Raw genomic sequence first — 11,409 nt, forward strand, 5'->3', positions numbered from 1 at the left:
CGTCAGGCGAAGCCCTCCAGCACCACCTTGCCGAGGGTCGTGCCGCTTTCCAGCAGTGCGTGGGCCTTGCGCAGGTTGGCGGCGTTGATGATGCCCAGGTGTAGCTGCGCAGTGCTGCGTACTGCGCCCTGGTCCACCAACTCGCCCAGTGCGTCGAGCAGGCGGTGCTGGGCCACCATGTCCGGAGTGTGGAACAGGCTGCGGGTAAACATCAGTTCCCAGTGCAGGCTCAGGCTCTTGCGCTTGAGCAGGCGCACATCGATGGGGTCCGGGTCATCGATCAGCGCCAGCTTGCCCTGAGGTGCCAGCACCTCCACCAGCTGCGGGAAGTGGCTGTCGGTGTGGGTCAGGCTGATCGCCTGGTCCACCGGCGGCAGGTTCAGCGCCGCCAGTTGCGCCGCGAAGGGCTGGCGATGGTCGATCACGTGGTGGGCGCCGAGGTCCGTCACCCAGGCGCGGGTTTCCGGCCGCGACGCCGTCGCCACCACCGTCAGGTCGGTGCGCTGGCGGGCCAGCTGGATCAGGATCGAGCCGACCCCGCCCGCGGCGCCGACGATCAGCAGCGTGCTCGGCCGGCCGCTGCCGGCCAGCGGCACCTGCAGGCGGTCGAACAGCAGCTCCCAGGCGGTGATGCCGGTCAGCGGCAGAGCCGCCGCGTCGGCCGCCGACAGGCTCTTCGGCTTGTGCCCGACGAGGCGCTCGTCCACCAGCTGGAACTCCGCGTTGCTGCCGGCGCGGTCGATGGCGCCGGCGTACCACACGGCGTCGCCGGGGCGGAACAGGCTGACCGCCGGCCCCACCTCGCGCACCACGCCGACTGCGTCGTAGCCGAGCACCTTGTATTCCCCGTCCGCCGGCGTGGCGCTGTGGCGCACCTTGGTGTCGACCGGATTCACCGAGATCGCCTGCACCTCCACCAGCAGGTCGTGGCCGGTGGGCTGCGGGCGCGGCAGTTCGATGTCGATCAGTGCGTCGTCCCGCTCGATGGGGCCGGGTTGCCGGTATCCGATGGCTTTCATGCGGGGCTCTCCTCGGTGATTGCGGCGTGGAAGGGATAGCTGGTGTAGCCGTGGGCGTCCCCGCCGAAGAAGGTGGTGCCGTCCGGGGTGTTGAGGGGCCAGCCGTGCTGCAGGCGGGCCGGCAGATCCGGGTTGGCGATGAAGGGCCGGCCGAAGGCCACCAGGTCGGCGTGGCCCTTGGCCAGCACCGCGTTGGCGCGGGCCAGCGTATAGCCGCCGGCAACGATGATCGGCCGCGGGAAGGCCGCGCGCAGGTCCGCATGGAAGGCTTCTGCCGCCGGGTTGGGCTCGGGCTCTTCCGGCTCGTTGGTGTGCAGGTAGGCCACCCCGCGTTCGGCCAGGAAGGCCGCCGCGGCGAGGGCGGTCGGCAGGCTGTCCGGGCAGTCCATGCCGCGCGCCTGGTTGCGCGGCGACAGGCGCACGCCGGTGCGCTCGGCGCCGATCGCGCCGATCACCGCGTCCACCACCTCGCGCAGGAAGCGTAGGCGGTTGTCCCGGCTGCCGCCGTAATCGTCGTCGCGCCGGTTGGAGGTGGTGCGCAGGAACTGGTCGATCAGGTAGCTGTTGGCGGCATGGATCTCGACGCCGTCGAAGCCCGCCTCGATGGCGTTCAGCGCGGCCTGGCGGAAGGAGGCGACGATGGGCGCGATCTCGGCCCGGTCGAGGGCGCGGGGCACCGGGCAATCCACCATGCCGCCCTTGCCGTCGGGCCCGGCCAGCCAGATCTGGCCCGGGAAGGCGACTGCCGATGGGGCCACCGGCGTCGCGCCGGCGCGCAGGTCCGGGTGGGACATGCGGCCGCAGTGCCAGATCTGCAGGAAGATGCGCCCGCCGGCTGCATGCACTGCGTCGGTGACGAGGCGCCAGCCGGCAATCTGCTCGGCGCTGTGCACGCCCGGCGTCAGCGAATAGCCCTTGGCGTCCGCCGAAATATCGGTGGCCTCGGCGATGATCAGCCCGGCCGAGGCGCGCTGGGCGTAGTACTCGGCGTTCATCGCGGTCGGCACGTTGCCGGGCTGGCCGGCGCGGGCGCGGGTCAGCGGCGGCATCACGACGCGGTTGGGCAGCGTCAGGGCACCGAGGGAGAAGGGCTGGAAGAGGGGAGAGTTCATGATGACGGCCTGAAGGAAGTGGAGACGAGGCCAGTCTAGGCAAGGGCCTGCCGTTTGATAATTGGGCTAGGATTTGATGCATTATCAAACGAGGTTTGAAAATGATTCACCTGGCCGACGTCCAGCTCTTCATCCGCGTCAGCGAACTGGGCAACATCAGCGCCGCCGGGCGGGCTCTCGGTCTCAGTGCCGCCGCCGCCAGCGCCGCCATCAAGCGCCTTGAACAGCGGGTGGACAGCCAGCTCTTCGAACGCTCGACCCGTTCGCTACGGCTCACCCAGGCCGGGGAGAACTTCCTCGCCTACTGCAGCCAGTCCCAGCAATTGCTCGAAGAAGGCCTCGCCGCGCTGCGCGAAGGGCGCGAGCAGCTCAGCGGGGATATCCACCTGGGCGCTCCGTCCGACCTGGGCCGCGGCCGCCTCGATGCGTTGCTCGAAACCTTCCGCCTGCGCCACCCGCAGGTCCGGCTGGTCATGCACCTGTCCGACAGCCTCACCGACCTCTACCGCCACCCGGTGGATCTGGTGCTGCGCTACGGCCTGTCGGCCGACTCCAGCCTCATTGGCCGCAAACTCGCCGACAACTGCCGCGTGCTGGTCGCCGCGCCGGCCTACCTGGCCCGTCACGGCACGCCGGTTACCTTTGAGGAGCTAGCCGGCCGCAACTGCATCTGCTTCTACCGCAATGGGGAACTGTTCGACCGCTGGAGCCTGTTCCACCAGGGCCAGCAGAGGGAGATCGTGGTACGCGGCGACCGCGCCGCCGACGACGGCGCGCTGGTGCGCCAGTGGGCCGTGCAGGGGCACGGCATCGCCTACAAGTCGCGTCTGGATGTGGAAGACGACCTCGCTGCAGGCCGTTTGGTGGAACTCTTCCCCGACGCCCGCGGCGAGCCTTCGCCGCTGTATGTCGCCTATCCGAGCCGGCGCTATCAGCCGGCACGCATCAAGGCGCTGCTGGGGTATCTGGAGGAAGCCTTCCGCGGTGCGGCGCCGGCTGCGCCGTGAGGTCAGTGCTCGAGCTTCTTGAGCAGACCGCGCTTGATCGCCGTGGTGGTCGGCCGGTTGAATTTTTCGGGCAGGCTGCCGGGCTTGAACCAGCGGAAGTTGGAATGCTCGCGGTTCAGGCGCGGAGCGATCTCCTGGCTGACGCGCAGCAGGTAGTAGTGCATGTCCCGGTCGGCCACGTTGCCGCTGATGGACGACACGCGGCCGAGCTTGATCAGCTGTTTTTCCTTCACGCGCAGGCCGGTTTCCTCCACCAGCTCGCGCATCAGCGCCTTGCGCGGCGCCTCGCCGCGATCGACGCGGCCCCCGAAGAAATTCCACAGCCCTGAGTTGTTGACGACTTCAGAACGCTTGCCGAGCAGGAACTTGCCTGTTTCGATGCATTGGATGATGGCCCATGCGCCGGTTTTGGCGGGCGAGGGCTTCACGCGGTCTTTTGCCATGACTGTCGGGGCTTCGCTGATGGATCCGGGGTGATACGAATATCTTATAACGGAGTAGGGTTTCCTTAATGTGACGGTTTTGCGTCACCGCGTTGCAATGCTCACGCTGGCGCCGATATTAGCCTGCAAATTCCCTGTCACCAAAGCGGGTTAGCCTTGAATGTCCATGGATACCCAACCCGTTGAGGCCCGACCAAGCCCTGTCAGCGTCCGCCGGCAGTCCGCAGCGCCCCGCGCCATCTCCCCCTTGCCTTATCGCGTCGTTCATCGTGGCCAATAAAAGCACTTATTCCGGCAAAGCGTCCCCCGCGCAGGATGGGGACACACTGGCGTGTACCGCGGCTGACCTGTGCCACGCGGTGCGTTTCATCGATGCCGGCGCCCGCAACACGGAAGTCTTCGAGATCTTCGAGGCCGCGCCGCAGATCCAGTGCCTGCCGGTGCTGGCCGATGGCCTCCTTGTCGGATTGATCAACCGGCAGAGCTTCATGGTGCAGATCGCCGGCCGTTTCCACTGGGAGGTCTACGGCAAGAAACGCTGTACCAAGATCATGGACGGTGCGCCGGTGCGCATCGACGCCGGGATGCCGATCCACGAGATCGCCGACCGCCTGGTCGGCGACGTGCCGGGCAGCCTGCCGGAGAGCTTCGTCATCGTCTGCGAGGGCAAACTGCAGGGGGTCGGCTTCACCAGCGACGTGCTTGCCGCATTGCGTCAACACGAGCGCCGCGCCGCCGATGAGCTGCGGCAACACCGCGACCGCCTGTTTGCGATGGTCGAGGAACGGACCCGTGACCTGCGGCTGGCCAAGCAGGAGGCCGAGCGTGCGAACCGGGCCAAGAGCGATTTCCTGACGCGGATGTCCCATGAGCTGCGCACGCCGCTGCACGCCATCATGGCCTTCTCCCAGTTGGGTACCCAGCGGCATTCCGATGCCGATCGGCCCAAGCTCGGCGGCTTTTTCGCCCGCATCCACGAAAGCACGGTCAAGCTGTCGCTGCTCGTGGACGACCTGCTGAACCTGTCCCGGCTCGATACCGGGCGCATCGTGCTGGATATCGGCTACACCGATCTCGGCGAATTGCTGGCCACTGTCCGGGACACCTTTGCCGACACCGCGGGGCACCGCAACATCGTCGTCCGCCTCGACCGGCCCGAGGCTCCGACCCCGCTGCGCGCCGATGCGCAGCGCATCGGCCAGGTGCTCACCAACGTGCTGGGCAATGCGCTGAAGTTCTCGCCGCTCAACTCGGAAATCGTCCTCCGTCTGGCCGTCGAGTACAGCGGCACCGCGGAGCCCGCCGTCGGCTACCGCCTCGACGTCATCGACCAGGGGCCGGGGATTCCCGACGACGAGATGGAGAGCATCTTCGAGCGTTTCAACCTGTCGAGCCGGACGCAGACCGGGGCGGGGGGCGTCGGTCTCGGGCTGTCCATCTCCCGCGAGATCATGCACCTGCACGGCGGCGGCATTACGGCCCGCAACCTGCCGGCGGGCGGTGCGTGTTTCTCGCTCCATTTCCCCGGTGCCTGAAATACCTGCCTCCTCGCTGTAACACGCGTGCTGCACGCTGCCGGTCGAACTTGGATCGACAACCAGACAGAGAGGGCTCCCATGGACAACGACGACATCCGCGATCTCCACCGCCGCCTCGAGCGGGAATTGCTGGACAGCTACGACGAGGAACTGGAACTCGAAATGGACGACGCCCGCTTCGACGCCATCGGGGCGGGGGAGAGCCGGCCGGCGTCCGACGAGGACAAGCTGCGGCGCCAGCGCTACTTCAAGGAACTGCTCCGCCTGCAGGGCGAACTCGTCAAGCTGCAGGACTGGGTGGCAACCAACAAGCGGCGCGTGGTGATCCTCTTCGAAGGCCGCGACGCGGCCGGCAAGGGCGGCGTCATCAAGCGCATCACCCAGCGCCTCAACCCCCGCGTGTGCCGCGTGGTGGCCCTGCCCGCGCCGAACGACCGGGAGCGCACCCAGTGGTACTTCCAGCGTTACGTGCATCACCTGCCGGCTGCCGGCGAGATGGTCCTGTTCGACCGCAGCTGGTACAACCGGGCCGGCGTCGAACGGGTGATGGGCTTCTGCTCCGACGACGAGTACGAAGAGTTCTTCCGCTCGGTGCCGGAGTTCGAGCGCATGCTGGTGCGCTCGGGCATCCAGCTCATCAAGTACTGGTTCTCCATCACCGACGAGGAACAGCACTTCCGCTTCCTCTCACGCATCCACGACCCCCTCAAGCAGTGGAAGCTCAGCCCCATGGACCTGGAGTCCCGTGCCCGCTGGGAGAAATACACCGAGGCCAAGGAGGTGATGCTGGAGCGTACCCACATTCCGGAAGCCCCCTGGTGGATCGTCCACGCCGACGACAAGAAGGCCGCGCGCATCAACTGCATCCAGCATCTGCTCGACCAGATGCCCTACGAGGAAGTGATCCGTCCGCCGGTCGACCTGCCGGAGCGGGTGCGTCACCCGGACTACGTCCGCCACGCAGTGTCCGACGACATGATGGTGCCCAACTACTTCGGCTGAGTGCCGCTTGCCCACCGGCGGCCCCGTTGCGGGGATGGGGCCGCCGGGCCGGTTTGCCATTTGTTGCAATCGGCACCATGACATGCCATGCGCTCATCATTGAACCGTCATGCGCGGCAATGACAATGCGGCGACCCCATCAACAGGTAATAACCGCATGAACTCCAGCACTGAAATGGCCGCCCCGCCCGACGCGTTGCGTGCCGCATCCAAACCCAACCTGGACCGCGGCACCGGGCCGCGCAGCCGCGCCCTGTTCCTGGTCTTCATCTTCGGCGGCCTGCTGTTCACCGGCTACAGCGTCTTTGCCGACATCGCCGAATCGAGCACGCAGATGGGTTCCCTGCTGCCCTACCTGCTGCTCGGCATCGCGCTGTTGATCGCCCTCGGCTTCGAGTTCGTCAATGGCTTCCACGACACCGCCAACGCGGTGGCCACCGTCATCTACACCCACTCGCTGCCGCCCCATTTCGCGGTGGTGTGGTCCGGCGTCTTCAATTTCCTCGGCGTGTTGGTGTCCAGCGGCACGGTGGCCTTCGGCATCATCTCCCTGCTGCCGGTCGAACTGATCCTGCAAGTCGGCTCCAGCGCCGGTTTCGCGATGGTTTTCGCGCTGCTCATCGCCGCCATCATCTGGAACCTCGGCACCTGGTGGTTCGGCCTGCCGGCCTCGTCCTCCCACACCCTGATCGGCTCGATCATCGGCGTCGGCGTGGCCAACGCGCTGATGCACGGCCGCGACGGCACCAGCGGCGTCGACTGGGCCCAGGCCACCAAGGTCGGCTACTCCCTGCTGCTGTCCCCGCTGGTCGGCTTCTGCTGCGCCGCGATCCTGCTGCTGGTGCTGCGCACCCTCGTGAAGAACCGTGAGCTGTACGACGAGCCGAAGGGCGACACCCCGCCGCCCTGGTGGGTCCGCGGCATCCTGATCCTCACCTGCACCGGCGTCTCCTTCGCCCACGGCTCCAACGACGGCCAGAAGGGCATGGGCCTGATCATGCTGATCCTGGTTGGCACCGTGCCGCTGTCCTACGCGCTGAACCGCGCCATGCCGGCCAGCGAGGTCACACAGTTCGCCGCCGTCGCCCACGTCACCCAGGAAGCCCTGCTCAAGGCCGCACCGATGGCGCCGCCGGCCGCCCCCCGCGACGTGCTGTCGACCTACATCCGCAGCAAGGACCTCACGCCCGAGGTGCTGCCGGCCCTGGCTGCGCTGAGTGGCGCCATCGAGGAGCAGGTCAAGCAGTCCGACTCCCTCGCCAAGGTGCCGGCCGACTCCGTGGCCAACGTGCGCAACGACATGTACCTGGTCTCCGAAGCGATCCGTTTCATAGAGAAGAATGAAGCGGTCAAGCTCGACGACGACGCGCGCACCAACCTGAAGGCGTTCAAGAAGGAACTCGACGCGGCGACCAAGTTCATCCCTCTGTGGGTCAAGGTGGCGGTAGCCATCGCCCTCGGCCTGGGCACCATGATCGGCTGGAAGCGCATCGTCGTGACCGTCGGTGAGAAGATCGGCAAGACCCACCTCACCTACGCCCAGGGCGCATCCGCCGAACTGGTGGCGATGGGCACCATCGGCGGCGCCGACATGTTCGGCCTGCCGGTATCCACCACCCACGTGCTGTCCTCCGGCGTGGCCGGCTCCATGGCTGCCAACCGCTCCGGCCTGCAGATGTCCACCGTCCGCAACCTGCTGATGGCCTGGGTCCTCACCCTGCCGGCGGCGATCATCCTGTCGGGCAGCCTGTACTGGCTGTTCGTGCAGATCTTCTGAGGTGACGGCGGCCAGGCCCTGGCCGCCATGTGATGTAGAAAGTGGAAAGCCCCTGTCCGGCCTGGAGGCCGGGCAGGGGCTCGCCCATTACCCGATCATCCAGTCTCCCTGGTTTGTGTTCAGAACAGTTTGTCGGGCGTGTAGCGGATGCCGAAGGACAGCCAGTGGCTCTTGCCGGGCCCGGCCAGCTGCTGCCCGGCGGTGGCATCGACCTGGAACAGATCGGGGATCACCGAATAGCGGACCCCCACCTGTCCATAGGACATGCCGTGGTTGTCGCCGTAGGTCTCGGCGATGCCGAGCAGCCTGGTGCGCAAGCTGAATTCGCCACCCACCCCCCACGACGCGCTGTTGCGCCCGGAAGCCCGATCCTTCAGCCAGCCCAGATTAGTATGGATGACGAGTCGGTCGTCATCCAGGGAAATGGACATCGGGATATAGGCGTAGGTATTGCCGAGCAGGTTGGGGCCGGGGGCGATTTCCGGATGACGGATGGTGCCTGCCGCCAGGCCCCAGCCCCAGTCGTTGGTCTCCAGCGGGCGGAACAAGGTCTTGGCCTGGAAGACGAAATCCCGCGTCGACGATTCGCCGTCGTATCGGGCCCGCCCGCCACCAAAGGTGAATTCGAAATTGCCGGTCGGATTGCAGGCCGGCAGCGCCCAGACTTCCCGGCTGTGCTGATAGACGCGCGTCCAGCTCTCGAACTGGCAACTGCCACCGGTCGTCAGGCGCGCATCATCCGTGACGAACGGACGGGCGGCGAAGACGCAGGATGGAAAGATCAAGGCCGCCAAGGCCCAGGCACCGGATTTCATCGGGCCATTTTATTGGGCAGACATGGCGTCCATATTTCTCGATTTCCCTGATCTCCGGGGCGATGTTCGCGCCCTGCACCTGCATCAATTCGTCGCGGTGACGATCATCGGCCGCCCCGGCCACGGCATCGTGCCACTCCCGCGGTTCACGCCGTCGCTGCTGCTCTGCATTGGTGGTGCACTGCTTACCGTTTTTCAACCTCTTCGAGCAAAGCGTCCCCCGGCCCGGCGAAGAGGCTTTCCAGGTTCTCCGGATGTATTTTAGAAAGAATGCCATGGAGATAGATGAGCAGCCCGGCTGCGGCAACGATGCCCAGGACGACGAAGGCCGCGCTATAGCCGAAACGATGTGCGATCCAGCCAGCGAGCGCCGGACTCATGGCCGCGCCCGCACCCTGGATTGCCATCACGGCACCGAGCCCGGCATTGACGTTTCCGGTGCCCTGCAGGATGGACGCAACAAGCCCGGGCAAGGCGACCCCCAGCAGACCTGCGCCGATTCCGTCGAGGGCCTGAACCGGAATCAGTGCCCACGGGGATTCCCAGCAACCGGCGATCAGTCCCCGAAAGGTCAAAGCCAGCAGGGCGGTAATGATCAGTGTCCGATATCCGTGCCGACTGGCATGCCATCCGGCCCAAAGGGCTGCAGGAATCATGACCAGCTGTGCCACGATCACGGCCGATGCCGTGAAAATGCCGGGGTCTGCCAGCCCACGCGTGACGATCGATTGCGCAAACAAGGGCAGCATCGCGGCATTACCCAGGTGGAACAGCAGCATGGTGATCGCGATAAGGCCCAGTTCGCGCGAATCCGTCAGTACCTGCCGGGCGGACGGCGGGGCGCTGCGATCTCGAGTCGGCGGGCGGGGAGCCGGATCACCGCCACGAGCCCGCTCATGGTCGATGTCCTGCGGACGGATCATCCGCAAGCAGGCGAGCGCCGCGCAGGCCATCAGCGCCATCAGTGCGAACACGGCTGACAGCCCCCAGCGGTAGCTTGCCAGCCCGGCCAATCCTGCCGCGACCAGGTTGCCGGCATGGTTCCAGGCCTCGTTGATACCCAGCTGCCGGGGCAAATCCTTTCGATCAACGAGGCCCAAGGTGATGCCCGTGATGGCGGCCCCCATCAAGGCGCCCACGGCACCGGTCACCGCCTGGGAAGCGGCCGCGACCCTGAACGACGGTGCCGTCCATAGCGCCGCGGTGGCGAGCGTGAGCACGATGGCGCCACTCGCCAGCAGAAGCCGCTTGTGGCGCGACGCATCGACCCAGGCCCCCATCGGCGTGGTCGCCACCATGCCTGCGACGCCGCCTATGGCCATCACATAGCCAATGTCATCGACCCGCCAGCCCTGGCTGGCCAGAAGCACGCCGAGAAAAGGCCCCAGACCGTCACGGACGTCGGCCAGGAAGAAGTTCAGCCCGGAAAGCCAGCTTCGCGAGCTGGTGTGCGTGGAGAGCATGGCCATCATCGCTTCCTAGTTCAACGGGCCTTTGAAGACGAAGAACGCACCCAGGCAGATGAAACCAAAGCCCACCAGATGATTGAGCGTGAGCCGCTCGCCGAGATAGACGACGGAAAAGACCGCAAAGACGACCAGCGTGATGACCTCCTGCATCGTCTTGAGCTCTGCGGCGCTGTAGATGGTGTGGCCGATCCTGTTGGCGGGAACCGCGAAGCAGTATTCCGCTAGGGCGATCAGCCAGCTCACCAGGATCACCAGGTAAAGGGGGCGCTCTCCGAACTTGAGGTGGCCGTACCACGCAAACGTCATGAACGCGTTGGAGACGAGAAGAAGGGCGATGGGTAAGACCTTGGGGGGCATCGGGGGGATTCCAGTATTTACGGTGCGCGCTCGTAGAGCGGTTGCAGAGCGGACAGGGCGGTGCCCATGCTGACGGCCTCCAGGGATGTGCCAAACGCATTGTGGGTACCGAGTCCGGACGCCGCGAACGGCGCCCCCGTCTGCACCGACAGACGCAGGCTTTCAGGCGGGAAGCGGACGATGCTGCCGTCGTTCAGAATGACGCCGTTGGCCTCTCCCCGTGGACCGGTGAGCACCGTTTCCACGCGGCCCTCCACCTGCTGGGGCTGCAGTCGCTGGGCGCGCAGGTGGGGCGGTAGGGCCCGGCCCGCGCCAACCGGCGGCGGCTGGTCGTACAGCGCCCGTCCGCTGCCGGTGTGGACGATGGCGTCGGCCTTGAGCGTGCCTCCCGCCTCCGCCCGTCCGATGATCCGGACGGCGTCCCCGACCTTGACCGTCGCCGTGAGTGCATCGGCCATGTGCGGCGGGAATCGGGCAATCGTCCCGTCGCTCAGGCGCAGTCCGTCAACCTCACCGTAGGGATTGATGAGCATCCGCTGGACCTGGCCTTCCACGGCGTACTGGCCCATTGGCGCAGGGGCCTCGAACCGTTGATGTGGGGGCAGGGGCAGATGGGAGGCCGGACCGGGCGGCACGGCGTGGGCGCTCAGGTTGCACAGGCCGACTGCCAGCGCGACGGACGTGGCGGGGAAATGCGCGGACATGGCGAAGCTCCTTGGGTCGGGAAAGGCACCCAAGCTGTAGCGCAAACACCATGCCAAAGAGAGTTCTAATTAAATCAACGGCTTGAAATCGTGTGACGGTATCCGCCGTCCGCTCTGGTGACGTCCGGGTGTCACCGGATCGGACACCGCCCTCCGGGCGGCAGAT

Annotated in this window: 11 protein-coding genes; 4 read left to right on the forward strand and 7 right to left on the reverse strand. The window is 66.5% G+C overall.

Annotation, left to right across the window (positions count from 1 at the left end; all coding sequences use genetic code 11):
• Positions 1 to 2: 2 nt before the first annotated feature.
• Both AC1PQG_RS00395 and AC1PQG_RS00400 read right to left on the reverse strand, forming a co-directional pair.
• Positions 3 to 1,019: a zinc-binding alcohol dehydrogenase family protein gene (locus tag AC1PQG_RS00395; RefSeq protein ID WP_481120713.1), complete on the reverse strand. Its 1,017-nt coding sequence runs from the start codon at positions 1,017 to 1,019 to the stop codon at positions 3 to 5.
• Entirely contained in the window at positions 1,016 to 2,131 is a 1,116-nt protein-coding gene (locus AC1PQG_RS00400; protein ID WP_481120714.1) for an alkene reductase, read from the reverse strand. Before AC1PQG_RS00400 ends, AC1PQG_RS00395 begins: the two co-directional genes overlap by 4 nt.
• A 101-nt stretch (positions 2,132 to 2,232) precedes the next feature.
• On the opposite strand from AC1PQG_RS00400, the gene AC1PQG_RS00405 reads away from it, so the two are divergent.
• Positions 2,233 to 3,138, forward strand: a complete 906-nt coding sequence (locus AC1PQG_RS00405) for a LysR family transcriptional regulator (RefSeq protein WP_481120715.1) — start codon at positions 2,233 to 2,235, stop codon at positions 3,136 to 3,138.
• Between the two features lie 2 nt (positions 3,139 to 3,140).
• Here AC1PQG_RS00405 and AC1PQG_RS00410 read toward each other — a convergent pair whose 3' ends face one another.
• Complete coding sequence (locus tag AC1PQG_RS00410; protein ID WP_481120716.1) at positions 3,141 to 3,581, reverse strand: NUDIX hydrolase; 441 nt, start codon at positions 3,579 to 3,581, stop codon at positions 3,141 to 3,143.
• A 269-nt stretch (positions 3,582 to 3,850) separates the two neighbouring features.
• Here AC1PQG_RS00410 and AC1PQG_RS00415 point away from each other — a divergent pair, with 269 nt between their 5' ends.
• The 3 genes from AC1PQG_RS00415 (at position 3,851) to AC1PQG_RS00425 (ending at position 7,898) form a co-directional block, all read left to right on the forward strand.
• Positions 3,851 to 5,116 carry an ATP-binding protein gene (locus tag AC1PQG_RS00415; RefSeq protein WP_481120717.1) on the forward strand — a complete coding sequence of 422 codons (1,266 nt, stop codon included), beginning with the start codon at positions 3,851 to 3,853 and terminating at the stop codon, positions 5,114 to 5,116.
• Between the two features lie 81 nt (positions 5,117 to 5,197).
• Positions 5,198 to 6,121, forward strand: a complete 924-nt coding sequence (gene ppk2, locus AC1PQG_RS00420; protein ID WP_481120718.1) for a polyphosphate kinase 2 — start codon at positions 5,198 to 5,200, stop codon at positions 6,119 to 6,121.
• 157 nt (positions 6,122 to 6,278) lie between these two features.
• On the forward strand, positions 6,279 to 7,898 hold the full coding sequence (locus AC1PQG_RS00425) for an inorganic phosphate transporter (protein WP_481120719.1): 1,620 nt from the start codon (positions 6,279 to 6,281) through the stop codon (positions 7,896 to 7,898).
• A 119-nt stretch (positions 7,899 to 8,017) separates the two neighbouring features.
• Here AC1PQG_RS00425 and AC1PQG_RS00430 read toward each other — a convergent pair whose 3' ends face one another.
• The 4 genes from AC1PQG_RS00430 to AC1PQG_RS00445 form a co-directional block, all read right to left on the reverse strand.
• The gene (locus AC1PQG_RS00430; RefSeq protein ID WP_481120720.1) at positions 8,018 to 8,713 is read right to left on the reverse strand and encodes a hypothetical protein; all 696 of its coding nucleotides are present in this window, start codon (positions 8,711 to 8,713) and stop codon (positions 8,018 to 8,020) included.
• A gap of 185 nt (positions 8,714 to 8,898) precedes the next feature.
• Complete coding sequence (locus tag AC1PQG_RS00435) at positions 8,899 to 10,182, reverse strand: MFS transporter (protein ID WP_481120721.1); 1,284 nt, start codon at positions 10,180 to 10,182, stop codon at positions 8,899 to 8,901.
• 9 nt (positions 10,183 to 10,191) lie between these two features.
• Positions 10,192 to 10,539, reverse strand: a complete 348-nt coding sequence (locus AC1PQG_RS00440; protein ID WP_481120722.1) for a DMT family protein — start codon at positions 10,537 to 10,539, stop codon at positions 10,192 to 10,194.
• Between the two features lie 17 nt (positions 10,540 to 10,556).
• The gene (locus AC1PQG_RS00445; RefSeq protein WP_481120723.1) at positions 10,557 to 11,300 is read right to left on the reverse strand and encodes a hypothetical protein; all 744 of its coding nucleotides are present in this window, start codon (positions 11,298 to 11,300) and stop codon (positions 10,557 to 10,559) included.
• Positions 11,301 to 11,409: the final 109 nt, after the last annotated feature.

Source organism: Zoogloea sp. GDB6, from assembly GCF_056724105.1.